Genomic DNA, 26,005 nt, shown 5'->3' on the forward strand with positions numbered 1-26,005 from the left:
TCGCCTTGCTGAGTGTTACGAGTGCTCTTCGGCGAAGAGCCGGTCGAAGGCGTCGACGCGCCGGTCGGTGACCGTCGTGGGCGTCTCGAGGTGCACGGCGCCGCTGGGCACCAGGCCCGCGCCGCCGAAGCGCTCCATGACGCGCCACTGCGCGGCGACGTCCTCACCGCTGTGCTCCGGGGGCAGCTGCTCCCAGAAGTCGAAGCCGCCGACGGCCAGGAGGGCGTCGCGGCGGTAGAGGACGCACGCGCCCAGCCAGGCGACCCGGTACGCGCGCCAGGCGCCCTCCGGGACGTCGAGGCGGGCGGCGACGTGCGTGAGATTGGCCGCGTTGTGCAGCGGCCAGCGCTCGAACTCCGGGGTTCCGCGCCGCACCCGCTCGGGCTCCACGCGCTCCTCCCAGGTCTCGAACGACTCGGTCTCGTGCGGGCGCACGTCCTCGAGGTAGGACAGGCCCTGCACCGCGGAGCCGACGAAGCCGCAGTCGAGGCGCTCGAGGGCCTCGTGCAGCCGCGAGAGCGTGCCCGGCTCGAGCCACACGTCGTCGTCGAGGAAGAGGACGGCCGGGGCGGTGGCGAGGGAGAGGAGGTAGTGCCTCTGCTCCGCGAGCCCGCGCCGGGGCAGGTGCCGACGCACCACCGGAGCCCGGCCCTGCGCCTCCAGCACGCGCAGCATCGCGAGGATCGTCGGGTCGCTCTCGGCGACCGCGTCGTCGGACTGGTCGCTGACGATCACGCGGAAGGGCGGGTCGTCCTGGGCGGCGAGTCCGGCGAGCGTGGCGGCGAGCTCGGCACGGCGGCCGACCGTCGGCACCAGCACGTCGATCAGCGGCTGCCGGGGAGCCTCGGGGACCCCCCAGCGCCCGGACCACCGGCGGCTGGTCACGGCGCGGCCGATCGGATGCGCTGGACCATCTCGGTCGTGGAGTGCTCCGAGACGTAGCCGACCGTGGTGACGACGCCCCCGTAGGAGCGGACGACGGCCGCCTCCGCGAGCATGTCGGGGTTGTAGTCCCCGCCCTTCACGTAGACGTCGGGCTGCACGCGCTCGAGCAGCGGGATGGGGGTGTCTCCGCCGAAGAGCGTCACGTAGTCGACGCAGCCCAGCTCGGCGATCACGCCCGCGCGGTCGCCCTCCGGGTTGATCGGCCGTCCCTCGCCCTTCAGCCGCCGGACGGAGTCGTCGTCGTTCACCGCGACCACGAGCACGTCGCCGAGCTCGCGGGCCTGGCGGAGGTAGGCGGTGTGGCCGCGGTGCAGGACGTCGAAGCAGCCGTTGGTGAACACCACGCGGCGACCGCGGCGCGACTGCTCCGCGAGGACCTCGACGAGGGCGTCCTCGCCGAGCACGACGGCGCCGGGAGCGGCGAGGGAGGCGAGCAGGTCGTCGCCCGAGCAGACGGAGGTACCGGGGCGCTGCACGACCACGTCGGCGGCGGCCTGCGCCAGGTCGACGGCGGTGGCCAGGGAGCGGCCGGCGGCGAGGGCGAGGGTGGCGGTCGCGGCGAAGGTGTCGCCGGCGCCGGACGCCTGCTTCTCCTCCGCGGGCTGAGCGAAGGTGCGGCTGACCGTGCCGTCGGCGTCGAGGGCGGTGGAGCCGTCCCGGTCGAGGGTGACCACGACGTGCCGGGCGCCCGAGCGGGCGCGCAGGTCGTCCGCCGCGTCGCGCACGGCGGCGGCCCGCTCCGTCCCGCGGCCGAGGGAGCCGCCGAGCAGCCGCTCCGCCTCCTTGGCGTTCGGGGTGACGAGGTCCGGCCGGGCGAAGGCCCAGTCGGCGAGCTCGTGCGCGTCGATCACGAGGAGGCCGGGGCGCCCGACGGCGAGCAGGCGCTCGACGGCCTCGCGGAGGATCCCCGAGCCGTAGTCGCAGACCAGGACGGCGTCGGCGCCCGCGGTGGCCTCGGCGGCGGCACCGGCGAGCAGGGCCAGCTCGTCTTCGGCCGGGCGGTGCGGGCCGGAGTCGACGCGCAGCATCACGCTGTCGCCGCCGACCACGCGGGTCTTGATCGTCGTCGCGGCGCCGGTGCGGACGACCCGGGAGGTGTCCAGGCCGGCCCGCTCGAGCGCGCGCACGAGCCGGTCGCCCTCGGAGTCGCGACCGGCCACGCCGACCGTGCGGACGACGGCGCCCAGCGCGCGCAGGTTGGCGGCGGTGTTGGCGGCCCCGCCCGCGACGTCGACGACGTCCTCGAGCCGCAGGACCGGCGCGGGCGCCTCCCGCGTGACGCGCTCCGCCTCGCCGAGCCACCAGGAGTCGAGGATGAGGTCCCCGATCACGGCGACGACGGGCGGGCGCTCGTGGACGTGCGCCAGGAGGGCGCTCGCCCGCTGGAGCGCCGAGCCCTCGAGGCTCATCGCGCGCCTCCCGGCAGAACGGGCAGGCCGAAGTGCACGACCGTGGTGGTGGTCATCTCGTCGAGCAGCTCCGGGCCGTAGCCGAAGCCGGAGCCGGATGCTCCGCGGGGCTGGGCGCTGCCGCCCGGCGCTCCTCCGAAGACGCCGTTGACCTTGACGGTGCCGACCGGCAGCGTCGCCGCGGCCCGATGGGCGTGCTCCATGTCGGCGGTGAGGATCGAGGCGGCCAGGCCGTAGGGGCTCGCGGCGGCCAGGTCCAGGCCCTCGTCGAAGGAGTCGACGACGCGGATCGGCGCGACGGGCCCGAAGGTCTCCTCCGTCATCACCAGCATCGACTCGGTGCAGTCGGCCAGGACGGTCGCGGGGTAGAAGGTGCCGTCCCCGGGGGTGCCGCCGGTGAGGGCGCGCGCGCCGCTGTCGAGCGCCTCCGTGACGTGCTCGTGGACGGCGTCGCGCATGCGGGCGTCGACGAGGCGGGGGAGCGGGCCTGCGCTCCAGCGATCGGCCTCGGCGACGAGCGCCGCCGTGAACGCCTCGGCGATGTCGCGGTGCACGTAGATCCGCTCGACGGAGGTGCAGATCTGGCCGGCGTTGGCGAAGGCGCCCAGCGCGGCCTGCTCGGCGGCCCAGACCGGGTCGACGTCGCGGTCGACGACGAGCGCGTCGTTGCCTCCGTTCTCGAGGATCACGTGCGCGCCGGTGACGGCGGCGACCCGGGCGACCGCGCGGCCGGTGGCGGTCGAGCCGACGTGGGCGAGGACGTCGACGCCCTCGGTGCGCGCCAGCTCGTCGCCGACCGCCCCGTCGCCCTCGACCAGGGTCAGCACGCCCTCGGGCAGCGTCTCGGCGAGGATGCTCGTGAAGAGGGCGCCCGTGCCCGGGCTGCGCTCGCTCGGCTTGTGCACGACGACGTCCCCGGAGACGATCGCGGCGCCCAGGAGGCCCGCGGCGACGGCGACCGGGTCGTTCCACGGAGTGAGGGCGAGCACGACACCGCGCGGGTGCGGCAGGGCGAGATCGACGTTGAGGGCCCCTCCGCGCAGGCTCCTCCCGCGGTGCAGCGGGCCGAGCTCGGCGTACTGGAGCAGCGTGTCGACACCGGCGCGGACGCCGCCCAGGGCGTCGCCGGCGGGCTTGCCCGTCTCCTGCGTGTTGAGGTCGGCGAGCTCCTGCTCGCGCTCGGCCACGCGGTGGGCGGCGGCACGGAGCAGGGCGCCGCGCTCGGCGGGCGCGGTGGCGGCCCACGCGGGGAACGCGGTCCGCGCGCGGCGGACGGCGTCGGCGGCGGTCGTGGCGGGGGTCGTGATGTCGATGGTCACGGTCACCTCTCGGTCGGGGGCGCCCGCGGAGTGGCGGACGCATCCGTCCGGTACCCGGGTGGTGCGCGCCTAGACACGCCGCCTCCGGAATCCGCCCCCGGATCGGCGACGGGCTCGCCCCCGATCCGGTTTCGGATCGGCCCCGGCGGGGAAGTGGAGGAGTGCACCGTCCCCGGAGCGGCGCACGCGCGCCCTCCGCACCTGAGAGGAACCCGTCGTGGTCGCCATCGCCCCCCTCCGAGAGCCCTTCGCCGGAGTCGAGAGGATCGCCGTCCTGCGCGGCGGCGGACTCGGCGACCTGCTGTTCGCGCTGCCCGCCGTCGACGCCCTCGCGGCCGCCTACCCGGGAGCCGAGATCACCCTGCTCGGGACGCCCGCGCACCGGGTCCTGCTGACGGGCGTCGAGTCGCCGATCGCCGACGTCGAGATCCTGCCGGTGGCGCAGGGCGTCCGCGACGGAGAGGGGGAGGACCCCCGGGTCGTCGAGGACTTCACCGAGCGGATGCGCGCGCGCCGCTTCGACCTGGCCGTGCAGCTGCACGGCGGCGGGCGCTACTCCAACCCGTTCCTCCAGCGCCTCGGCGCGCGCCACACGATCGGGTCGCGCACCGACGACGCCGCGGAGCTCGAGCGCACGATCCCCTACGTCTACTACCAGCACGAGATGCTGCGGGCGCTCGAGATCGTCGGGCTGGCCGGAGCGCCCGCGACCCGCCTCGAGCCGGCGCTCGCCGTGGATCCGGAGCGGCGGGACCGCCTCGCCGCCGCGCTGCCCGCGGGCGGCCCGCTGGTGCTGATCCACCCCGGCGCGACCGATCCCCGCCGGCGCTGGCCCGCCGCCTCCTTCGCCGCCGTGGCGACGGAGCTGCTGGCGGACGGCGCGCGCGTGCTGGTGGTGGGCGACGCCTCGGACGTGCCCGCCGCCGACGAGATCGTCGCCGGGGCGCCGGGAGCGGTCTCCTGGGCGGGCGTCGTGGACCTCCCGGACCTCGCTCCGCTGCTCTCGCTCGCCGACCTCGTACTCGGCAACGACTCCGGACCCCGCCATCTCGCCGCCGCGGTCGGCGCTCCGACGGTCGGGATCTTCTGGGTGGGCAACGCGATCAACGCCGCGGCCCTCGGGCGGCAGCGCCACCGGGTGCAGCTGAGCTGGACCACGCACTGCCCGGTCTGCGGGCGCGACGCCACGCAGGTCGGCTGGACCGCTCCGCGCTGCGAGCACGACGTCACGTTCGTCGGCGACGTGGGCGTCGAGGCGGTGCTCGAGGACGTCCGCGGGGTGCTCGCCTCCACCCGCTGAACCGCGAGACGCCGCCTCGGTACGCGACGCGCCGGGGCGTGCGGACCGAGGTGGCGTCTCGCGGCGGGGGATCCGGGGCGCGCCCGGATCAGCGGATCACGGCCAGGACGGCTCCTCCTCGTGCGTGATGACGAGCTCGCGGACCTCGCAGCCGCGCGGCTGGCCGAGGACGAACATGACGGCGTTCGCCACGTTCTCCGGGTCGTTCAGCAGCGCGTCCGGACCCGGCTTGTACTGCTCGTCGCGGTCGTCGAAGAAGCGCGTCTTCATGCCCGACGGGATCAGCGTGGTCACGCCGATCTCGCCCTTGGTCTCGGCCGCGAGCGCGCGGGTGAAGCCGAGCACGCCGAACTTCGAGGCGCAGTACGCGGTCGCGTCCGAGACGGCCTTGATCGCGAGCGAGGAGGCGACGGTGACGACGCGGCCGTGGGTCTCGGTGAGGAAGGGCAGCGCCGCGCGGACGACGGCCGCGGTGCCGAGGAGGTTCACGGAGATGACCCGCTCCCACTCCTCCGGCTCCACGTCGACGAGGCGGCCGCAGCGGTCGATGCCGGCCGCGGTCACGACGGCGTCGAGCCCGCCGTGCTCGCGGGCGATCTCGACGACCGCCTTCTCGGCCTCGCGGGTCTTCGCGACGTCGACCTGGTAGGCGGCGACGCCCTCCTTCACCGACGAGACGTCGCGGTCGAGCACGATCGGGGTGCCGCCGGCGGCGGTGACCGCGGCGGCGACGGCCGCACCGAGCCCGGAGGCTCCTCCGGTGATCAGGACGCGGCCGACGGGGGTGGGAGTGGTGCTCATGGTTTCCTTCCGGGGGTGGTCTGCGGGCCTCGTGGGCCGCGGGTCAGCCGACGCGCGCGAGCGCGGCGGCGAGATGGGTGGTCGAGCGGCCGGGGTGGTACGGCACGGTCAGGACCCGGCCGCCCCACTCCGCCACCGTCGCCGTCTCGGGGAGGGACTCGGCGGAGTAGTCGCCGCCCTTCACCCAGACGTCGGGGCGGATGCGGCGCAGCGCCTCGTCCGGCGTGTCCTCGCCGAAGACCAGCACGGCGTCGACGCACTCGAGCGCGAGCAGCAGGTCGACGCGGTCGTCCTCGGGGATGATCGGCCGCGCCGCGCCCTTGAGGCGCCGGACGGAGTCGTCCGAGTTGAGGCAGACGATCAGGCAGTCGCCGAGAGCGCGTGCCGCGGAGAGGGTGCGGGCGTGGCCGGCGTGGAGCAGGTCGAAGCAGCCGCCCGTCGCGACCACCGTTCCTCCTGCCGCGCGGACGGACTCGGCGACGCGCAGGGCGTCCACCCCGCCGCCGTGGAGGGGTGCGGGGTCGGCGGGAGCGGAGAGGGAGGCGACCCCTCCCGCGAGGAGGTAGGCGCCGGCCGCGGCGACCGCCGCCTGCACCGCCTCCGACGTGCTCGCACCCTCGGCGAGGGCGACGGCGGCGGAGGCGGCGAACCGGTCGCCCGCGCCGCACGGGTCGGTGGGCGGCACGGCGACGGCCGGTGCGACGACCGGGACGCCGGCGCCGCGGGAGCGCAGCAGGGCGCCGGAGGATCCCATCGTCACGGTGACCGCACCGCAGCCCCAGCGCTCGAGGAGGGTGGTCGCGGCGGACTCGGCGCGCGTCACTCCGCGGCCGACGGCTCCCGAGAAGGCGGTGGCCTCGGCCAGGTTCGGGGTGGCGAGGGAGGTGGCGGCGACCGGCTGCGAGCCGCGCGGGTGCGGATCCCACACCAGCGGCACGGTGAGCGCGTCGAGCGCCGTGCGGAGCGACGGCTCCTCGGTCAGGCGGCGGCCGTAGTCGGCGACGATCACGGCGTCGGCGTCGGCGAGCGCGGCGAGCATCGCGTCGGTGACGCCGGGGACGGGCGGCGTCTCGCAGCCGCGGTCGATCCGCACGACGGCCTGGCCGGAGGCGGCGACGCGGGTCTTCACCGGCGTCGCCGCTCCCGAGGGCCCGGCGACCAGGCGGACGCCGGACAGCTCGGCGCGCAGCTCCGCCACGTCCGGATCCGAGTCCTCGGCGAGCGCGGTCACCAGCGTCACCTCGTGCCCGTCGCGGGCGAGCATCCGGGCGACGAGCCCGGCACCGCCGGCGCGGGCGCTGCGGGCCGACACGTCGACCACGGGGACGGGGGCGTCCGGGCTCAGCCGCTCGGCGGGTCCGGAGAGGTCGACGTCGAGCATCACGTCGCCGACGACGACGAGGCGCAGGCGGCTCACGAGGCGGCCGCCGTCCGCGCGCGGATCCGGTGCTCGAAGGCCCGGCATAGCGCGTGCACGAGCACCAGCTGCGCCTCCTGCACATTGGAGCCGTGGCCCTCGAGGGCGATCGCCTCGTCGCAGAGCTCGGTGAGCGGGTTCGGCCCCTCGCCGGTCAGCGCCCACGACCGGGCGCCTGCCGCACGGGCGGCCTCCGCGGCGTGGAGGAGGTTCGCGCTGCGTCCGCTGGTGGAGAGCAGCACCACGACGTCCCCCGCCCGGGCGTGCGCGGTGACCTGGCGCGAGAACACGTGGTCGAAGCCGTAGTCGTTGCCGATCGCGGTCAGGCTCGACGTTTCTGCGTGCAGCGAGATGGCGGAGAAGGGGACGCGGTCGCCGTCGAAGCGGCCGACGAGCTCGGCGGTGAGGTGCTGCGCCTCGGCCGCGGAGCCGCCGTTGCCCGCGGCGAGCAGGCGCGCGCCGGAGTGCAGGCGGTCGGCGAGCTCGACGCCCCAGGCGGCGATCCTGTCGGAGTGGCGCTCCAGCTGCGCGACCGCGTCGAGCGCGCGCGCCACGTGGTCGTCGACGAGGCGCCGGGCGGCGTCGGCCGGGGTGTCCAGAACGGTGTCGATGGTCGCGGTGTCGATGGTCATCGTCGCGGAGCCGCCTTCCGGGTGGTGGGGGATGAGGGTGCGCTCGTGGCGCCGGTGAGGAGCGACTCGTCGCCGAGGCCGGCGAGGGTCGTGACGTAGGCGCGCTCGGTGTCGGCGGCGACGCGATCCCAGGAGTAGCGGGACTCGACGCGCTCGCGGCCGGCGGCCCCGTAGGCGCCGGCGCGGTCGGGGTCCTCCAGCAGCGAGCCGAGGGCGGCGGCCAGTGCGACCGGGTCGCGCGGAGGCACGTGGACCCCGGTGACGTCCTCGACCACGGTGTCGATCAGGCCGCCCACGGAGGAGGCGACGACCGGCACGCCGCAGGCCATCGCCTCGAGCGGAGTGATGCCGAACGGCTCGTACCAGGGCGCGCAGACCACGACGTCGGCCGAGCGGAGCATCGCGGGCATCTCGGTCTGCGAGAGCTGGCCGACGAAGTCGACGCGGTCCGCGACGCCGAGGCTCTCGGCCACGCCGTGCAGCCGCTGGTACTCGGGGTCCGCGGTCAGCGCGTCGCCGGAGCCGGAGCCCCCGACGACGACGAGCTCCGCGTCGTGGCCGGCCGCGACCAGGTGCGCGAGCGCCTCTATAGCGATGCCCATGCCCTTGCGCGGCACCAGGCGTCCGATGGTCATCAGCCGCGAGCGCTCGCCGCGGGGCGCGACCGGGCCCTCGACCGAGAACCGGTCGATGTCGACACCGCAGGGCACCACCGAGATGCGCGAGGTCGGCACGCCGAGCCCCTTGAGCTCGAAGGCCTCGTCCGAGCAGGTGGCGACGACGCCGTCGGCCTTCTGGCCCACTCCGGGCTCGAGCCAGGCGCGCTCCTCGGGGCTGGTGTCGAGCGCGCCCTGCTGGCGGCGCTTGACCACGCCCAGCGCGTGGAAGGTGTGGAGGACGGGCACGCGCCGACCCGTGGCTCGCTCCACCCGCTCGGAGGCGTCGAGCGCGGCGACCCCGGACATCCAGAAGTGGCTGTGCACGAGGTCCGGCCGCTCCTGCAGCCACTCCTCGGCGAGGTCGACGGCGAAGTCGCCCATGAAGGGCAGCAGCTCGTCCTTGGACACCCGGCGCGGCGGTCCGGCGTCGATGTGCACGACCTCGACTCCCGAGGTGAAGGGCACGCGCCGGGGGAGGGAGGGGTCGTCGCGGCGGGTGTAGACGACGACGCGGTGGCCGCGGCGGGCGAGCGCGTCGGCGAGCGCCGCCACGTGGACGTTCTGGCCGCCGGCGTCGACGCCGCCGAGGGTCGCCAGCGGGCTCGCGTGCTCCGAGACCATGGCGATCGTCAGCGCGGGCGCGGCGGAGAGGTGCTGCTTCATCGGGTGCTCCCTTCCAGAGCGGGCTCCGGCGACCGGCGTCCGGGGAGGTCGGCGAGGACCTCGTCCCAGTCGCGGTGGAACCGGGCGAGGCCGTAGCGCGCGAGCGCGGCCTCGCGGGCGACGGCGCCGGCGCGGGCGGCGCGGTCCGGGTCCTCGACGAGCGCCCGGGCCGAGGCGACGAGGGCGTCGAGGTCGTTCGAGACCGCTCCGGCCTCGGGCGGGACGGCGCGCCCCGCCTCCGTCACGTCGAGCGCGACGACGGGCATCCCGAGGTGCATCGCCTCCAGCAGCGCGAGGCCGAGGGAGGTCCAGCGGAACGGGTGCAGGTAGACCCGGCGGCGGGCCAGGGCCGCGTGCATCGCCTGCGTGCGGACGTCGCCGAGGACCGTCACGTCCTCCAGGCCCGGCAGCTCGGCGAGCCGGTCGGTCTTCATCCCGAAGACGTCCAGCGGAGCGACGGCGCCGAAGCGGGGGAGCAGGTCGGTCCCCGCGACCCGGCCCCGGCGGACGGGCTCGTTGACGACCACGCCGAAGTGCGGCAGCTCGCCGGTGTAGAGAGGGCCCGGGTCGTGGATCCCGTGCTCGATCACCGTCGTCCGCGTCGATCCGGTGTCCCACATCAGGGCGTTGAAGTGGGTGACGTGGACGATCAGCAGGTCGTCGCGGTCGGCGAGCGGGTGGCGGTTGTCCGGCACGTCCCCGCGGGGGGTGTTGTGCTCCACGTAGACGGCGGGCACGTCGCGGCCGAGGCGTCGCCCGAGCAGGCGCTCGGCCTCGGCGAGCTCATCGGGCCTCTGGAGGAGGACCGCGTCGACGTCGGCGTCGTGCAGCTCCTCGGGCGCGATCTCGACGGCGCTCGGCCAGTCGCGGCCGCCGGTGCCCAGGCCCCAGCCGTCGCGGGCCGGAGTCGTGGGGAGCAGGTAGGTGTGGGCGCCGCGGACGAAGGCGTCCGCCCAGCCGCCGTGCACGTGCCAGAGCAGGATCCTCATACGATGGCCTCTCTCGGGGAAGTCGTGGGTCGGAGTCGGAGGGCGGCGGCGACCGCCTCCTCGGCGCTCACCCCCGCGAGGCAGGGATGGCCGGGGACGGGGCACACGCGGGCGCGCGAGCCGGCGCAGGGCGCCTCCTGGTCGCCGAGCAGCGCGACCGGGACGCCGTAGGGCGCCCAGCGCACGGCCGGGACGACCGGCGCGAAGAGGCTGACCACGGGGGTGCCGACCGCGGCGGCGAGGTGCGCGGGGCCGGTGTTGCCGCAGATCACGACCTCGGCGCCGGCCAGCACCTCGGCGGCGCCGGGGAAGTCCGTCGCCCCGCCGAGGTCGATGCCGCGGGAGCCCGCGACCTCGGCCGTGAGGGAGCGCTCGCCCGGGCCGCCGGTGACGACGACGGCGAGGCCCGCGTCCGCCAGCAGCTCGACGGCGCGGGCCGCGTTCGCCGCGGGCCAGGCGCGGGCGGGGACGGCTGCCCCGGGGTGCACGACCGCGTAGGGGCCGATCCCCTCGAGAGCGGCGGGCAGCACGCCCTCGCGGCGCACGCGGAGCCGTCCGTCGTCGCCGGCGGGCAGCGCGAAGCCGGCCGCCGCCGCGATCGCGAGCGCGCGCTCCGGCTCCGGCCGGTCCTCCTCGAGGGTCTCGCCCGGGACGAGGCGCACATCGAGCAGGGCGCCCGCGAAGTCGACCGAGGCGCCCGTGATGCGGGCGACACCGGCGAGGCGGAGCAGCAGGGCCAGCGGAAGCGGCGACTGGTGGAAGGAGGTGAGGATCACGGCCTCGTCCGGCGCGAACTCCTCGACGATCGCGCGCAGCTCGTCGACGAGCTCGGCGTCGACGGGGCGGGAGGCGTCGCCGATCCACGGGCACCACCAGGTGCGGACGGAGGAGGGACCCGGCAGCAGCGCGGCCGCGGGCGCTCCCTGCGGACCGCTCAGCAGCAGCACCTCGGCGTCGGCCGCGATCGCGCGAACGGCGGGTCCGCACAGCAGGACGTCTCCCGCGCTGTCCAGGCGGGCGACGAGCACGCGGCGCCTCACTCGGCGTCCTCGTCGGGCTGCATCGCGAGCAGCAGCTCGACCGCCTCGAGGAGCGTCGCCGCCTGCAGCGGAGCGGCGTCCACCTCCTCGGCGCGGGTGATCGGAGTCGGCACCAGCACTCCACGGGCGCCGGCCGCGGCGGCGGCGCCGACGTCGGCCCCGATGTCGCCGATCACGGCGAGGGATCGGGCCGGCAGTCCCAGCTGCTCGGCGGCGCCGAGCACCATGCCGGGCCGGGGCTTCCGGCAGGAGCAGCCGTCCTCCGGGCCGTGGGGGCAGAGCATCCACACGTCGAAGCCGCCGAAGAGCTCGTCCACGCGCCGGTTCACCGCGTCGGCCTGGCCGCGGTCGATGATCCCGCGGGCGATCCCGGACTGGTTGGTGACCACGCCCACGGCCAGCCCCGCCTCGCGCGCCCGCTCGACCGCGGCGAGGGCGGTGGGCATCGGGGAGACCTGCGCCGGGTCGCCGTTGTAGGGCACGTCGACCACGAGCGTCGCATCGCGGTCGAAGAGGATCCCCCGCAGGCGCGGGGCCCTCGCGCGCTCGTCGGCGCTCCGGGAGGAGGAGTCGTTCACCTTCTCCTCGTACCCCTCGACCGGGGATGTAAACCCCCTTCCGGAGAAGTCGGTCCGTCCGGGCGCGTCGTTCGCATCTGCGGGCGGCGCGTCTGAGGTGCGCGCAGCGGGGTACGGGGACTCCGACAGGAAGGAGGCGCCGTGCGCGCTCTCACCGCCCCGGACGGGACTCCGGAGATCCTCGCGCTGCGCGCCCTCAAGCTCGGCGACCTGCTCGTCGCCGTCCCGGCGCTCAAGGCCCTGCGCCGAGGCTTCCCGGACCACCGGCTGATCATGGCGACCACGCCCTGGCTCGAGCCGATCGTCGACCTGGTCGAGGGCCTGGACGCGCTCGTGCCCACCCTCCACGGACTCGACGACCCGCTGCCGATGGCCGCCGGCCGCGTCGAGCTCGGCGTGAACCTCCACGGCAACGGCCCGGAGTCGCGGCTGCGGCTGCGCGAGATCGCGCCCGAGCGCACGCTCGAGTTCCGCGTCCCGGCGCTGGACCCGGGCGCGGGCCCGGAGGACCCGCGGCCGCTCTGGATCGACGGCGAGCTCGAGCGCGCCCGCTGGGCCCGCCTGGTGAACTCGATCGGTCTCGACGCCGACCCCGAGGACGTCGCGATCGCCGTCCCGGAGGAGCCCGCCTCGGCCCCCGGAGCCGCCGTCGTGCACATCGGGGCCTTCTACGGCTCGCGCGAGTGGCCGGAGGAGCGCTTCGCCGCGGTGGCCCGCTCCCTCACCGCCGAGGGGCACCGCGTCGTCTACACCGGGGGCGCGAACGAGGCCGACCGCGCCCGCCGCGTCGCCGAGCTCGCCGGCACGGGCGAGGTGCTGGCGGGGGAGCTCGCGCTCAGCGGGTTCGCCGCGGTCGTCGCGGCCGCCGAGGTCGTGGTGACCGTCGACACCGGGGCCGCGCACCTCGCCTCCGCGTACGGCGTCCCCTCGGTCGTGATCTTCGGTCCGGCACCTCCCGAGGCCTGGGGTCCTCCGGCCTCGGGTCCGCACGTCGTGCTGACCGACGCCTCCCTCCGCCGCGGCGACGTGTTCTCCGCCGAGCCGGACCCGGCGCTGCTCGCGGTCCAGGTCGACGACGTCCTCGCCGCCCTCTCGTCGCTCCCGTCGCGTGCCGAGGCCCACCTCAGGCGGACTTCAGCCGCGTCGCCGGTCGGACCGGAGTGACCGTGGCCACGCGGGCCCGGGGAGCGCGCGGCTGATGGCTGCGCGAGGGGGCGCCGAGCCGGTCGGCGAGCTGCGCGAGGATCCGCCGCTGCAGGCGCGAGACCTGCATCTGCGTCGTCCCCAGCGCGTCGGCGATCTGCTGCTGGGTCCGCTCCTCGACGAAGCGCATCCGCAGGAGCTCGCGCTGGCCCTCCTCGAGCTCGGCGAGGGCCTCGGCGAGCCCGTGCCGCCGGTCGATCTCGAGCAGCCGGTCGTCCTCGCCGCCGAGGGTGTCGCCCAGGCCGACGCCGCCCTCGCCCACGGTCTCGTCGAGGGAGAGCGGATGCCCCGCGAGGCGCGCGTCGGCCACCTCCGTCGCGTCCACTCCGAGGCGGCGGGCGATCTCCTGGTCGGTGGGGTGACGGCCGAGCTCCTGCGCGAGCTCGTCGGCGACGACGGCGGAGCGGCGGTGCAGCTCCTGCACGCCGCGCGGCGGCCGGATCATCCAGCCGAGGTCGCGGAGGTGGCGCTTGAGCTCGCCGGTGATCGTGGGGACGGCGAACGCGGCGAAGCTGTCGCCGCGCTCGGGAGTGAAGCGGCGGGCGGCCTTCACGAGGCCCACGTAGGCGACCTGGCGCAGATCCGCCCAGTCGCCTCCGCTCCGGGAGACCCGGCGGGCCATGGCCTCGGCCAGGCCCAGGTGGTCGAGCACGATGCGCTCGCGGATGCGCGCGCCCTCGGCGGCCTCCGCGCTCACCGCGGCCTGGAAGAGCGAGAGCGTGCGGGCGTCCTTCTCCTCCCGTGCCGCCTCGGTGAGGGCGCTCGGGCGGTCGGTGCGGGGGTCGAGATCGATCGTGCTCATCAGTGCTCCTTCCGGGCACGCTCGCGCGGAGGCCCGGCGCGGCCTGCGGTGCGGCGCTCGGGCCCTCTCGACGAGAGGCCCGGGGTCAGCGCACCACTGCTCCTGCTCGCTCGGGGAGTCCGTTGACTCGGAGCAGTGCTGTCCGGTAGAAGCAGTCGCCGCGAGGCGCGCACCGTGCCCGGGGCGGAGGCGCCACGGCCCCCGCGATCCCGGGCGCCGCACCGGCTCCCGCCGGTAGGATCGGCCTCGTATGTCTGAGCTCACCCCGCCCCTGGAAAGCGCGCCGGACGCGCACCCGTTCACGACCGCGACCGGGAGCGACGTCCGCGTCCGCTTCTGCCCCTCGCCGACCGGGACCCCGCACGTCGGCCTCATCCGCACCGCCCTGTTCAACTGGGCGTACGCGCGCCACACCGGCGGCACGTTCGTCTTCCGCATCGAGGACACGGACGCCGCCCGCGACAGCGAGGAGAGCGTGGAGCAGATCCTCGACGCGCTGCGCTGGCTGAAGCTCGACTGGGACGAGGGCGTCGGAGTCGGCGGCCCGCACGGCCCGTACCGGCAGTCCGAGCGCACCGATGTCTACCTCGACGTGATCGCGCGCCTGACGGCCTCGGGGCACCTCTACGAGAGCTACTCCACGGCCGAGGAGATCGACGCGCGCAACGAGGCGGCCGGCCGCGCGAAGCAGCACGGGTACGACAACCACGACCGCGATCTCACCGAGGAGGAGCGCGCCGCCTTCCGCGCCGAGGGCCGCGCCCCGGCGCTGCGCCTGCGCGTGCCGGACGCCGACCTGTCCTTCGACGACCTGGTCCGCGGCCCGATCACGTTCCCCGCCGGCTCCTTCAGCGACTTCGTCGTGGTGCGCCCCAACGGCCAGCCGCTCTACACGCTGGTGAACCCGGTCGACGACGCGATCATGCAGATCACCCACGTGCTGCGCGGCGAGGACATCCTCCCCTCGACCGCCCGGCAGATCGCGCTGTACCACGCGCTGATCGACATCGGAGTGACGACCTTCGTCCCGCGCTTCGGGCACCTCCCGTACGTGATGGGCGACGGCAGCAAGAAGCTCTCCAAGCGCGATCCGTCCTCGAACCTCTTCCACCACCGCGACCGCGGCTTCATCCCGGAGGGCCTGGTCAACTACCTCGCCCTGCTCGGCTGGTCGCTCACGCACGACCGCGACGTCTTCTCGATCGACGAGATGGTCGCCGCCTTCGACGTCGCCGACGTGAACCCCAATCCGGCCCGCTTCGACCTCAAGAAGGCCGAGTCGATCAACGGCGACCACATCCGCCTCCTGGCCGTCGACGACTTCACCGAGCGGACGATCCCGTACCTCGTGGCGGCCGGAGTGCTCGCGGGCGAGCCGACCGCCGAGCAGCGCGCGGTGCTCGACGCCGCCGCGCCCCTCGTGCAGGAGCGGATCGGCCTGCTGGGGGAGGCCCCCGGGATGCTCGGTTTCCTCTTCACCTCCTCCGACGCGCTCGAGTACGACGAGGACGCGCTGAAGGGCCTGCCCGCGAACGCCGGCGAGGTGCTCGCCGCCTCGATCGGCGCTCTCGAGCTCGTCCCCGCGTCCGAGTGGCTGACGGCCTCGATCCAGGAGGCGCTCGCCTCCGCGCTGATCGAGGGCCTCGGCCTCAAGCCCCGCATCGCCTACGGGCCGCTGCGCACCGCGGTCTCCGGGCGCCGCGTCTCGCCGCCGCTGTTCGAGTCGATGGAGATCCTCGGCAAGCAGGAGTCGATCGCCCGCCTCGACCGCCTGGGCGCTCACCTCGGCGCCTCCCGGCAGGCCTGACCGTGGCGGAGACGGTCGGCGGACGCTACGACGTCGTCGTGATCGGCGGGGGCCCCGCCGGGCTCTCGACCGCGCTCAACCTCGTCCGGGCGCGCCGCAGCGTGCTGCTGCTCGACAGCAACCGCCCGCGGAACGCCGCGACCCTGCACTCGCACGGGTTCCTCACCCGCGACGGCATCTCGCCGCTCGAGCTGCGCCGCCTCGGCCGCGAGGAGTTCGAGCGCTACGAGGCCGCCGAGGTGCACAACGCCCTGGTGACCTCGGTCGAGCGCTCCGGCGGCGAGTTCGTCATCGGCGCCCGGGGCGTGCGCGGCAGCGCCGACCGCTCCGTCGTCGCCACCGCCGTCGTGGTCGCCGCGGGGCTCCTCGAGACGCCGCCCGCGCTCCCGAGCCTGCGCGCCTACTACGGCACCGCCGTGCACAGCTGCATGGAGTGCGACGGCTACGAGAAGGCGGGGGAGGCGCTCGCCCTGATCGGCGAGACCGACGACCTCGCGGAGCGGGCCATGCTCCTCTCGCAGTGGTCGACCGACCTGATCGTCTTCACCAACGGCGTCGGGACGGTGAGCGACGCCGACGAGTCGCTGCTCGCCTCCATCGGCATCCGGGTCGACCGGCGCCCGGTCGCCGACCTCGCCGGGGAGCGCGCCGAGATGACCGGCGTCCGCCTCGTCGACGGCGACGTCGTGCCGCGCACCGGCGCGTTCGTCCGCCCCGTCTGGACGCCCGCGCTGGACTACCTGGACGCGGCCGGCCCCGACCGCGACGCCGACGGCTTCCTCCGCGTCGACGCCGGTGGCCGCACGTCCGTCCCCGGCCTCTACGCCGCCGGCGAGGTCACCCCTCCCGGCCCGCAGCAGCTGATCGTCGCCGCCGGATCGGGCGCCCAGGTCGCCTCCGCGATCAACCGCGACCTCGTCCGCGCCCGCCTCGGCGAGGCCGCCCCGGAGTCCGAGGGCAGCGTCGTCCGCGGCTCGATTTGAGCGGGATGCCCGCGTAGGGTACTGTCATCTCTCGGCGCTCGGGTCTCGATCCGGTCGCCGCCTGGTCCCGGGATCACCTCCGGATGACCATTGGGGTATGGTGTAATTGGCAACACGGCTGATTCTGGTTCAGTTGTTCTTGGTTCGAGTCCAGGTACCCCAGCACTGCGAAATCCTGCCTCTATATGCCTGTCTTCTACGGTTCATCTGCTTGCCTGAGTGAAGACGGCATGGCGCGCGTGTTCGATAGCGTCCGTCTCCAGCGGAAATTCAGGTGGACAAATGTCGCTCCACGTAATTAGCTCCTGCGTCCATGCTTGAATCCGTGCCGAAAGCCGGAAAGTCCTCGGTCCGGAGATACGACGTTGACCATGCCCCAGTGTCTCCTCCGTTTGGAATGATGTGCATAGCTCGTCGTGGACAGATCCGCGGCAGCGACCAAGCGGAGGCTGAGCAATATGAGGATAAATCAGTTTAAGATTGTTAACTATCGTGGTTTGGAACTGGCTTCCGCGGATCGACTCGATGAATCGCCTCTCACACTACTGACCGGTCGCAACGGAACCGGAAAAAGCCTGATACTTGAAGCATTGACGGCTCTTTGGTCTGGAAACATCAACCTTCCTGAGTTCGTAGGACCGTATGGTAATGCGTTGTCCATAAGCATCGCACTCAGGTTAGACGAATCAGAGTACGAGGCAATCGACAAGTGGCGATTGGCACGCGGGATGAGCACTGCGGCGCGAAGCTCGCTGCATCAGCTGGAGGCGGTTTCGACAAACAAAGAACGTACCGGAAGCTTCTCGACGATTGACGACGTCGTCGAAACTCTTCGAAACGATTTGTTTGCTCAGGAGCACCCGTTTGCCACCATCGATCTTTTATCCGCTCGTCGGCAGGTGTCCGTAAGTACCTCCACTTCCGTCGATCTCAACATGCTCGACAGGTCTTCCTCTGCACAGCAACGGCGTAACATGTACGAGCAAGAAATCCGCTGGAAATCAGGAATGCAGATGCCTGATGTTGGATCGTATTTAACGTCTCTTGATTATCGAGACTTTATCTCGAGGCGTCAAGGCGTGCAGGAAAAGGACGAGTATGGGCGTCTGGTCGAAATTTTCTTCAAAGCGACGGGTAAGAAGATAACCCTTCCGCAATACGATCCTGAAACGACGCATAGCGCCATTCTGGTAAAGCTACCGTCCGACCAAACGCATGGACTTGCTGATTTGTCGAATGGTGAGCGAGAAATGCTGGGAATGCTGTACTACGTGAGTCAGCTCTCAGCACAAGGCGGCGTTTTGCTGTTGGATGAACCCGAGAAGCACCTGCACCCTTCTCTACAACTAGCAGTCTTGCGTGCTATGACCGAGGTCGCAGATAGGGGTCAGATACTCGTGGTTACCCATTCTCCCGCGCTAATTGCCTCTGCTGCGCCTCAAGACGTCCTAGTTGTGAACGCCGCGTGGAAAACTGACGGCAATCAAATATCTAGCGTTGTGGACGATGACCAGCAGGCGGATGTGCTTCTTGACCTAGGTATTGCTCGACGCGACTTAATTCAGGCAGACATGCTTATCGTGGTCGAGGGCGGGGATGATGAACGGCGAATAAAAATGCTCTTTCCCGAGGAGGTCGCAGGTGCTCGTTTCCTGGTCGCTGGTAGCAGGTACGGTGTTTTGCAGGCGGCGGCGACCCTCCGTCGCCTTCACCTCGAGATGCCCTGGATCTGCGTCATCGACCGAGATTTTTCTGACGAGGATGAGGTTGCGAAATTAACGGCGGACAAGAGAGTGTTCGTTTGGGAAGCGCGAATGATTGAAAACGTTTTGCTCTCCGTGCCGCTACTGACGAGAGCGCTTGCGGCAAAAGCTGATCCGGATGGCTTGATTTCCGGCGAGTTTTCGCTGATTATTGATTCGTTCAAAGAGCAGGCTAAAAACCAATTTGTTGAAGCCAGCGTTCGTCAATTCATGCCTGAAGTTAGCTCTTCTTCAGTTCCTAACCCAGTCGACCGGATAGAGAAAGATCTTTTGATTGAACGAGATCTTTGGGCGGCCCGCGCAGACGCGTACGCAGGAATCCGAGCGGACGTCCTCTCCGATCTGGACCAGCGCTGGACGGCGGAGTGGCATCTCTTCGTCGACGGAAAGCGAGTGTTGGCCGAGATTCAGCGCCGGTGGCCTGTATACAAAAATACCGCTTCGCTCGTCGATAATTTACTCGTCTTCGCGCGAGAGTCGTCAGGCCTGATGCCGAAGCGGGCTATCGACCTGAAAGACGCGTTGATCGGATTGAAGGCTCATTCGGCGCTTGCGATCAAGACGGCTGACGTCATTTCGGACCAAGAAAAGGAGGAACTTGCAACAAAGCTCGCAGCTGTGGAAAGCCCGGACGACGAGCTCAATGCCTCGCCCCAGTTTGCGGGAAATGGCGGCTGTTGAACCGCCCTCACTTCTTTCAAAGCGCTTATTAAGCCGCTTCGGCTTGTGAGAACTGCTGCAGTGGTGATCGCGCCCGGCCGTTCGCTGCCAAATCCAGTCGAGGGTGGAGTTAACCTGTTCGTGGTTTCGAACCGGTGATTTATGCCACGATGGAGGCTGTACGCCGCTCAGAAATCCGTCTGGTGCGCGTCGCTATTGGGGGTTGCTAGTCCATGGAACCGGATCTGCTCTGGATCGTCCTCGCCGGAGTCGCCGTCGGCGCACTCCTGCTGATCGCCCTCATCGGCTTCTTCCTCTTCCGCGCCTGGTACCAGGTGCCGCAGGCCGACGAGGCGATCGTGATCGTCGGGAAGAAGCAGAAGGGCGAGGACGGCCTCACCTCGAACATGACCGTCATCACCGGCGGCGGCGCGTTCGTGAACAAGCTGACCCAGCGGTCCGACCGCATCTCGCTGCGCTCCCGCCAGATCAAGATGGAGCCGGTCGCGCAGACCAAGAACGGCGTGACCATCCACCTCGCGGGCGTCGCCCTGGTCAAGATCGGGTCCACGGCCGACCAGGTCCGCGCCGCCGCCGAGCGCTTCGCGTCGCAGGACCAGTCCATCGACGTCTTCACGACCGAGCAGCTCGAGGGCGCCCTCCGCGGCGTCGTCGCGAAGCTCAGCGTCGAGGAGGTCATGCAGGACCGGCAGAAGCTGGGAGACGAGATCGCCGAGGGCATCAAGGGCGACCTGCTCGCCCAGGGCCTCGTCCTCGACTCCTTCGCCATCCAGGGCGTCACCGACCGCAACGGCTACATCGAGGCGCTCGGAGCGCAGGAGATCGAGCGCGTCCGCCGCGAGGCCGACGTCGCGCGGATCAACGCGGCCCGCGAGGTCAAGGCTCGCCAGCTGGCCACGGACGAGGCGAACCTGATCGAGCAGACCGCCTACGACAAGAACACCGCCGCCGCGAAGTCCGAGGTCGGCCGCGCCAACGCCGAGGCCGAGCAGGCCGAGAACCTGGCCCGCGCCGAGCGCGAGCAGGCCGTCCTCGTGCAGCGCGCCGAGAACCGGCAGGCCGAGCTCGACGCCGACGTCAAGCGCGTCGCGGACGCCGAGAAGTACCGCCGTCAGACCGAGGCCGACGCCGACGCCTACGGACGCGAGAAGAAGGCGGAGACGGACCGCCAGGTCGCGCAGCAGGTCTCGGACGCCGAGGCCTACGCCGTCCAGCGCCAGGCGGAGGCGCGCCAGGCGTCCGCCGCCGCCGAGGCCGCCGCCGTGAGCGCCCGCGCCGAGGCCGAGGCCCACGCACTGCGGGCCAAGGCGGGCGCCGAGGCCGAGGCGCTGCGCGCGAACGCGACCGCCGAGGCGGAGGCCATCCGCGCGAAGGGCGAGGCGAGCGCGGCGGCCATCGCGGCCGAGGCGGAGGCGCTCCGCGAGAATCAGGAGGCGATCCTGGGTCGCGAGCTCATCGGGCAGCTGCCCTCGCTCATGGCCGAGTTCGCGAAGGGCTACCAGAACGTCGGCTCGGTGACGCTGATCGGCGGCGACACCGCCGGCACCCACATCGCGCGCGAGCAGGCGGCGGGTCTCGCCGCGACGTTCGACAGCGTCAGGTCGGCGACCGGCGTCGACCTCGGCGCGATCCTCCAGGGCCAGGCCTTCGGCCGGGGGATGGCGACCGGCGGCACCGTGGTGCCGACCGGCGCGTCGGTGCCGACCGGACCGGGTGACACCCCGCGTCCGTCCGGCACCGGCGACCCGACCGCCGTCGCCTCCACGAGCTGACCGCAGGGTCCCGCCGATTCCCGGCGGTTCCACCGCCGCCGCCGCCGTGCTCGTCGGTGGGCGCCCGTCGGCGTCCGCCCTCGAGCACGGCGTGCGGCGTTCTGCGCGACCGGGTCGTGCCCCTGCCCGGCGTCGAGCGGCCCCGCTCAGGCCAGCGGCTTGCGCATCTGCAGGGACGTCGTCTCGTAGCCGAGCGACTCGTACAGAGCCCGCGCGGCGGTGTTGAAGCCGAACACGTTCAGCGCGAGGGCTGAGCCGCCGCGGGAGCGGACGTGCGACTCCGCGAGCAGCATCGCCGCCCGGCCGAGGCCGCGGCCTCGCTCGGCGGCGTCGATCTGCACGTCCCAGACGTACCCGACGCCCTCGAGTCCGCTCGGGTGCGGGCCGAGCCAGAGCGACCCGACCGCGCGGCCGTCCTCGGAGACGAGGAGCACGTCGTGCCCGGCGGCGGGGGAGCCGCCCGGGAAGTACTTCTCGTACGAGGCGTCGGCGTTGCGGGTCGCGGCCGCCTCGTCGTCGCCCGCCCGCATCCGATCCTCGATGTACGCCGAGCGCTGGACCCGCATCCAGGCGGCGAGAGCGGCGGCGGGCATCGGCTCGAGCGTGACGGTCATAGCCTCACGATCCCACTCCTCACCGCCCCCGCGATCGATCCGCCGCGGACGGCCCGCAGGGGATCCGCGGACGGGCCGCTCGCGACGGATCGCCGCCGGCCCGGATCAGTCCGGGGTCCGCTCCGCGTGCTTCCGCTTCCCCAGGCGGGTGGCGAGGAACAGCAGCGTCCCCACGACCACGTAGACCGCTGTCGCCAGCCAGACCACGCCCGTCTGCTGCGTCAGCAGCACCACGCTCGCGATGGTCGCGAGCACCGGCACCACCCGCGGCACGGAGTAGTGGGCGTGGTCGACGCGGTCCTTCTTCAGCACCAGCACCGACACGTTCGCCGCGATGAACACCAGCAGGAGCAGCAGCACCGTCGTCTCGGCGAGCGTGCCGACGTCGCCGATCAGGCTGAGCAGCATCGTCACTCCGCCGACGACCACGATCGACACCCACGGCGTGCGGCGGCCCGGCAGCACCTTCCCGAAAGCGCTCGGCAGCAGCCCGGAGGTGGCGAGCCCGAAGCCGACCCGCGACGCCATCACCATGAACAGCAGAGCGCCGTTCGCGATGGCGACGAGCGCGATCAGGCCGAACAGCCACGGCGGCACCGCCACTCCGCTCGCCGCGACCACGTCCAGCAGGGGACCGCTGGAGGCCGCGAGCTCGTCGTTCGGCAGCACGATCACGGCGCCGAGCGCGATCAGGAGGTACACCACGGCCGCGGTGATCAGCGCACCGAAGAGGGCCCGCGGGTAGACCTTCGAAGGGTTCCGCACCTCCTCGGCCATGTTCGCCGCGGCCTCGAAGCCGAGGAACGAGAAGAAGGCGACGATCGAGGCGGCGAACGCCCCCTGCAGCGGAGCGACGTCGGGGTTGAACTCGAGGACGCGGGAGGCGTCGCCGTCGCCGGAGCCGAAGAAGACCGCGGCGCAGACGATGACGATGACCAGTCCGCTCACCTCGATCACCGAGGCGACCAGGTTCGCCGTCAGCGACTCCTTCACCCCGCGCAGGTTCACCAGGGTGAGGATCGCGATGAAGACGATCGCGGTGGGGATCGGCGGCACGTCCAGCAGAGCCCCGAGGTAGTCGCCCGCGAACGCGTTCGCCAGGGAGGCGGCCGTCGTGATGCCGGAGGCCATCATCAGGAAGCCGATCAGGAACGAGAGGTACGGCTTCCCGAACGCGCGGTCCACGTAGCGCGCCGCCCCTCCGGCGTGCGGGTACTTGGTGATCAGCTCGGCGTACGTGCCCGCGGTGAGCAGGGCGACGACCAGCGCGATCAGCAGCGGCAGCCAGATCACGCCGCCCACGTCCTCGGCCATCGTGCCGACCAGGGTGTAGATGCCGGCGCCGAGCGTGTCGCCCACGATGAAGGCGAACAGCAGCGGCCCGGTGATCACCCGCTTGAGCGACGCCTTCCCGGGAGCGGTCTCGGCGGTGTCCGTCGTGTCGGTCATCCGGACACTCCACCGAAGCGGAGGGTCCGAGCGCAAGCCTCGCCGCCCGATCGCTGCGAGATTTCTCATCATCGCGACCCGTGTGGCAGGGGCCCGGGCGGCGAGGACTCCCACAGCGCGCTGATCCCAGGACTCGGGCGATCGGCCGCATCAGAGGGAGCGGACCCGGTGCGCACAGGGTGAACAGGGGGCGACCGCGCGTGCCGCCGCGCGCCCGCACTGGGTAGGCTGGAGCGCTTCGTCGTGAGTGGAGCGGTCGCGGAGGAATCATGGGCAAGAAGCGCAACCAGGGACGATCCGGAGGCGGTCAGGGCGGGTCCGGCGGTCAGGGCGGCGGCCGCACGGCCGAGACCGCGCTGATGGTGCGGTTCCGCAGCTGGTATCGCTCGCACCTCGCCGAGGTGGGAATGCAGCACGAGCACCTCGAGGCCGACGAGGCCGTCGAAGTGCTGACCGACCTCTTCGCGATGACCCGCGACCTGCGCCCGCGCGGCTCCTTCGCCCAGCCCGACGCCGAGCTGCTCGAGGCCGTCTTCGACCAGATCGAGGCCGACCTGTCGGGGGAGGAGAGCGAGGCCGACCTCGACGACACCCTCTTCACCGTCGCCGAGGTCGTCGAGCACTTCCTCGACTTCCTCACCGACGAGGACCTCTGGACCGGCACCGACGAGGAGCTGGACGAGTGCCAGGCCGTCCTCGACGAGGTCCTCGACCTCGCCGGCTCCTTCGTGGAGGCCGTGCTCGACGACCTCGCCGAGCTCGACGAGGTCCCGGCCGAGGAGCAGCTCTCCGCCGTGCGCGCCACGGCTCTCGTGCACGCCGCCGACGTCGTGGTCGAGCACCTCGCCGCCGACGACGGCGCGACCCTCACCGAGCGCACCGCCCGCGAGATCGCGGTCGAGGCGGGCATCTCCTCCGCGGGATCCACCCCGAGCGACGACTCCGTCCGCATCCCGGTCTCGGCCTGGTGGGACGCGCTGGTCGGCTCGGCCGTGCTCGAGCAGGAGGGATCCGCCGCAGGTCTCGGCGAGGCCGCCGTGCTCTGGCGCAGCTCCGACGCGCACGAGGCCGCCGCCGAGCGCATCGCCTACGTCGCCCGCTTCCTCGAGCAGTGGATCCTCAGCGCCCAGACCGCGCTGGCGGCCGCCGACACCGAGGACGGCGCCTTCTCCCCGGAGGAGCGCGCGGTCACCACCACCGACGCCGTGCTGGTCCGCATCGCGGTCGCCTGCCAGGCCGAGATCCACCCGGGCCTGGTCGTCGGTGAGCTGGTCGACGAGCTGGCCGCCGACTCCGGAGTCTCGCTCGACGAGGCCCTCGACGAGCGCGAGCGCATGGTCGGCACGGCCGAGCGGATGCTCGACGACACCGCCGAGCTCGGGCTGCTGCTGCACTCGCCGGAATTCGGCTACGCGGTGCCGGAGGGCCTGGCGCCCGTCCTCGCCTCCGTCGTCCGCGCGACGGTCGTCCTCCTCGGCGAGCGCGAGGCCACCCGCCTCGAGATCCTCGACGAGGCGACCCAGGACACGGCGACGGCCTACGCGCTCCACGTCGCCCTGCTCGGGACCAAGCCCGTCGTCTGGCGGCGCCTCGAGCTCTCCTCCGAGTCGTCGCTGCGCGATCTGCACCTCGCGCTCCAGCTCTCGCTGGGCTGGACCGACGCGCAGCCGCACTACTTCAGCGTCGGCGTGCCCGACGAGGAGCAGGCTCCGATCGGCTCGCCGTCCGACGCGGAGGAGTTCGGCGCCGACCTCGTGGACGAGGCGGGCGTCGCGCTCGCCGAGGTGCTCGAGCAGGAGCAGGACGAGCTCTTCTACGTCTACGACCTCGAGGACGAGTGGCGCCACGTCATCCGTCTGGAGTCGATCGCGCCGCTGTCGTCGGCTCTGCCGCGCTGCACGGGCGCGCGCGGCGCGGCTCCGCTCGACGTGCCGGGAGGCCCCGCGGCCTGGGCCGACACGATGCGGGCGGCGACCGACCCGTCCTCGGCCGACCACGCGGAGGCGCTCGAGGCTCTCGGCCTCGCCGCCGGAGCCTCGTTCGATCCGGCCGCGGTCGACGTCGACGGCATCAACCGCTCGCTCGGACTCCTGCGCTCCGCGGTCTGACGCCCCGCCGGAGGGCATCACCGGAGGAGGCCCCCGCTCCCGCTCACCCCGGGCGGCGGGGGCCTCCTCCGGTGTGGGGCGTCACGGGGTGAGCAGCAGCTTGCCGATGTGGCCGGAGGAGCGCATCACGTCGTGCGCCCGCTCGGCCTCGGCGAGCGGGACCACCTCGTCCACCACCGGTCGCACCGTTCCGGCGGCGACCAGCGGCCAGACCTCCGCGCGCACCCGCGCGACGATCGCGCGCCGCTCCTCCAGGGGCCGGGCGCGGAGGGTCGTGGCGTGCACCGCCCCGCGCTTGCGCATCAGCACCCCGAGGTCGAGCGAGCCCAGCGCGCCGGACTGGTTGCCGATGAACACCACGCGCCCGCCCACGGCCAGCGCCTCCAGGTCGCGGGCCAGGTAGTCGCCGCCGACGGGGTCGAGGATCACGTCGACGCCGCGCCCGCCGGTCGCCTCGCGGATCCGCTCGACGAAGTCCTCCTCGCGGTAGTCGATCAGGACGTCGGCGCCGAGCGCGCGGCACGCCTCGAGCTTGCGGGCGCTGCCGGCCGTGACGGCGACGCGGGCGCCGAGGGCGGCGGCGATCTGGATGCCCGTGGTCCCGATCCCGCTCCCGCCGCCGTGGAGGAGGACGGTGTCGCCGGATCCGAGCCCGGCCACCATCACGAGGTTCGACCAGACGGTGGACGTCGTCTCCGGGAGGGCGGCGGCCGAGACGAGGCCGACGCCGTCCGGCACCGGCAGCACCAGGCCCGCGTCGACCGCGACGTACTCCGCGTAGCCGCCGCCGGAGAGCAGCGCGCAGACCTCGTCGCCCTCCGAGAACCCGGTCGCGTCCTCGCCGAGCGCGACGACCGTGCCGGACACCTCCATCCCGAGGATCTCGGAGGCGCCGGGCGGCGGCGGGTAGACCCCTGCGCGCTGGCCGAGGTCGGCGCGGTTGACGCCGGCGGCCGCGACGCGGACGAGGACCTCGCCGGGTCCGGGGGAGGGCGTCGGCACCTCCTCCAGCACGAGTCGGGAGTCGGGGCCGGGGTTCTCGATGCGGATCGCCTGCATGAGGGGGATGCT

Annotated in this window: 21 protein-coding genes and 1 tRNA gene; 8 read left to right on the forward strand and 14 right to left on the reverse strand. The window is 72.9% G+C overall.

All coding sequences use genetic code 11. The annotated features are described in order from the left end of the window. Nucleotides 1-15: 15 nt before the first annotated feature. The 3 genes from C5C53_RS05925 to C5C53_RS05935 are packed head-to-tail and all read right to left on the reverse strand — an operon-like array spanning nt 16 to nt 3,673. On the reverse strand, nt 16-885 hold the full coding sequence (locus C5C53_RS05925) for a glycosyltransferase family A protein (RefSeq protein ID WP_219812158.1): 870 nt from the start codon (nt 883-885) through the stop codon (nt 16-18). Next, entirely contained in the window at nt 882-2,354 is a 1,473-nt protein-coding gene (gene rfaE2, locus C5C53_RS05930) for a D-glycero-beta-D-manno-heptose 1-phosphate adenylyltransferase (protein WP_104267061.1), read from the reverse strand. Before rfaE2 ends, C5C53_RS05925 begins: the two co-directional genes overlap by 4 nt. Then, a complete protein-coding gene (locus C5C53_RS05935; protein ID WP_258062257.1) occupies nt 2,351-3,673 on the reverse strand; it encodes an aldehyde dehydrogenase in 1,323 nt (440 codons plus the stop codon). Before C5C53_RS05935 ends, rfaE2 begins: the two co-directional genes overlap by 4 nt. 217 nt (nt 3,674-3,890) lie before the next feature. Between C5C53_RS05935 and C5C53_RS05940 the strand changes: the two genes are divergently transcribed. Beyond that, a complete protein-coding gene (locus C5C53_RS05940; RefSeq protein ID WP_104267062.1) occupies nt 3,891-4,973 on the forward strand; it encodes a glycosyltransferase family 9 protein in 1,083 nt (360 codons plus the stop codon). A 96-nt stretch (nt 4,974-5,069) separates the two neighbouring features. Here the strand turns inward: C5C53_RS05940 and C5C53_RS05945 are convergent, their stop codons facing one another. From C5C53_RS05945 to C5C53_RS17055, 7 genes are read right to left on the reverse strand one after another with little or no spacing between them, the layout of a single operon-like run. Beyond that, nucleotides 5,070-5,774 carry an SDR family oxidoreductase gene (locus C5C53_RS05945; RefSeq protein ID WP_104223524.1) on the reverse strand — a complete coding sequence of 235 codons (705 nt, stop codon included), beginning with the start codon at nt 5,772-5,774 and terminating at the stop codon, nt 5,070-5,072. Nucleotides 5,775-5,817: 43 nt separating this feature from the next. After that, nucleotides 5,818-7,182, reverse strand: a complete 1,365-nt coding sequence (locus tag C5C53_RS05950) for a PfkB family carbohydrate kinase (RefSeq protein WP_104223583.1) — start codon at nt 7,180-7,182, stop codon at nt 5,818-5,820. Between the two features lie 5 nt (nt 7,183-7,187). Continuing rightward, on the reverse strand, nt 7,188-7,823 hold the full coding sequence (locus tag C5C53_RS05955) for an SIS domain-containing protein (RefSeq protein ID WP_104223523.1): 636 nt from the start codon (nt 7,821-7,823) through the stop codon (nt 7,188-7,190). Then, the gene (locus C5C53_RS05960; RefSeq protein WP_104223582.1) at nt 7,820-9,115 is read right to left on the reverse strand and encodes a glycosyltransferase; all 1,296 of its coding nucleotides are present in this window, start codon (nt 9,113-9,115) and stop codon (nt 7,820-7,822) included. The genes C5C53_RS05955 and C5C53_RS05960 overlap by 4 nt, the downstream gene beginning before the upstream one ends. Nucleotides 9,116-9,141: 26 nt before the next feature. Next, nucleotides 9,142-10,134, reverse strand: a complete 993-nt coding sequence (locus C5C53_RS05965) for a glycosyltransferase (protein WP_104223522.1) — start codon at nt 10,132-10,134, stop codon at nt 9,142-9,144. Further along, complete coding sequence (locus C5C53_RS05970) at nt 10,131-11,174, reverse strand: glycosyltransferase family 9 protein (protein ID WP_219813960.1); 1,044 nt, start codon at nt 11,172-11,174, stop codon at nt 10,131-10,133. The genes C5C53_RS05965 and C5C53_RS05970 overlap by 4 nt, the downstream gene beginning before the upstream one ends. Next, entirely contained in the window at nt 11,171-11,752 is a 582-nt protein-coding gene (locus C5C53_RS17055) for an HAD-IIIA family hydrolase (RefSeq protein ID WP_104226264.1), read from the reverse strand. Before C5C53_RS17055 ends, C5C53_RS05970 begins: the two co-directional genes overlap by 4 nt. 141 nt (nt 11,753-11,893) lie before the next feature. On the opposite strand from C5C53_RS17055, the gene C5C53_RS05975 reads away from it, so the two are divergent. Continuing rightward, nucleotides 11,894-12,916, forward strand: coding sequence for a glycosyltransferase family 9 protein (locus tag C5C53_RS05975; RefSeq protein ID WP_104223521.1), 1,023 nt, complete (start codon nt 11,894-11,896; stop codon nt 12,914-12,916). Here C5C53_RS05975 and C5C53_RS05980 read toward each other — a convergent pair. Beyond that, nucleotides 12,876-13,757, reverse strand: coding sequence for a sigma-70 family RNA polymerase sigma factor (locus tag C5C53_RS05980; RefSeq protein ID WP_104223520.1), 882 nt, complete (start codon nt 13,755-13,757; stop codon nt 12,876-12,878). The genes C5C53_RS05975 and C5C53_RS05980 overlap by 41 nt on opposite strands. 250 nt (nt 13,758-14,007) lie before the next feature. Here C5C53_RS05980 and gltX point away from each other — a divergent pair, with 250 nt between their 5' ends. From gltX to C5C53_RS06005, 5 genes are all read left to right on the forward strand, one after another. Then, the gene (gene gltX, locus C5C53_RS05985) at nt 14,008-15,564 is read left to right on the forward strand and encodes a glutamate--tRNA ligase (protein ID WP_104223519.1); all 1,557 of its coding nucleotides are present in this window, start codon (nt 14,008-14,010) and stop codon (nt 15,562-15,564) included. 2 nt (nt 15,565-15,566) lie between these two features. Beyond that, complete coding sequence (locus C5C53_RS05990) at nt 15,567-16,547, forward strand: NAD(P)/FAD-dependent oxidoreductase (protein WP_181127722.1); 981 nt, start codon at nt 15,567-15,569, stop codon at nt 16,545-16,547. Nucleotides 16,548-16,638: 91 nt separating this feature from the next. Further along, nucleotides 16,639-16,710 (forward strand) — tRNA-Gln (locus tag C5C53_RS05995). Nucleotides 16,711-17,005: 295 nt separating this feature from the next. Continuing rightward, nucleotides 17,006-18,991, forward strand: a complete 1,986-nt coding sequence (locus tag C5C53_RS06000; RefSeq protein WP_104267063.1) for an ATP-dependent endonuclease — start codon at nt 17,006-17,008, stop codon at nt 18,989-18,991. A 212-nt stretch (nt 18,992-19,203) separates the two neighbouring features. After that, nucleotides 19,204-20,763: a flotillin family protein gene (locus C5C53_RS06005; protein WP_104267064.1), complete on the forward strand. Its 1,560-nt coding sequence runs from the start codon at nt 19,204-19,206 to the stop codon at nt 20,761-20,763. A 146-nt stretch (nt 20,764-20,909) separates the two neighbouring features. Here the strand turns inward: C5C53_RS06005 and C5C53_RS06010 are convergent, their stop codons facing one another. Together C5C53_RS06010 and C5C53_RS06015 are read right to left on the reverse strand one after the other, a co-directional pair. Further along, nucleotides 20,910-21,377, reverse strand: coding sequence for an N-acetyltransferase (locus C5C53_RS06010; protein WP_104223517.1), 468 nt, complete (start codon nt 21,375-21,377; stop codon nt 20,910-20,912). Between the two features lie 105 nt (nt 21,378-21,482). Next, nucleotides 21,483-22,826 carry an APC family permease gene (locus tag C5C53_RS06015; RefSeq protein ID WP_104267065.1) on the reverse strand — a complete coding sequence of 448 codons (1,344 nt, stop codon included), beginning with the start codon at nt 22,824-22,826 and terminating at the stop codon, nt 21,483-21,485. 269 nt (nt 22,827-23,095) lie between these two features. Here C5C53_RS06015 and C5C53_RS06020 point away from each other — a divergent pair, with 269 nt between their 5' ends. Continuing rightward, nucleotides 23,096-24,934, forward strand: a complete 1,839-nt coding sequence (locus C5C53_RS06020; RefSeq protein WP_104267066.1) for a plasmid pRiA4b ORF-3 family protein — start codon at nt 23,096-23,098, stop codon at nt 24,932-24,934. A gap of 81 nt (nt 24,935-25,015) precedes the next feature. Here the strand turns inward: C5C53_RS06020 and C5C53_RS06025 are convergent, their stop codons facing one another. Further along, a complete protein-coding gene (locus tag C5C53_RS06025; protein ID WP_104260610.1) occupies nt 25,016-25,993 on the reverse strand; it encodes an NAD(P)H-quinone oxidoreductase in 978 nt (325 codons plus the stop codon). Nucleotides 25,994-26,005 lie beyond the last annotated feature (12 nt).

The organism is Rathayibacter sp. AY1E3 (assembly GCF_002932235.1).
In the GTDB taxonomy this organism is placed as follows: domain Bacteria; phylum Actinomycetota; class Actinomycetes; order Actinomycetales; family Microbacteriaceae; genus Rathayibacter.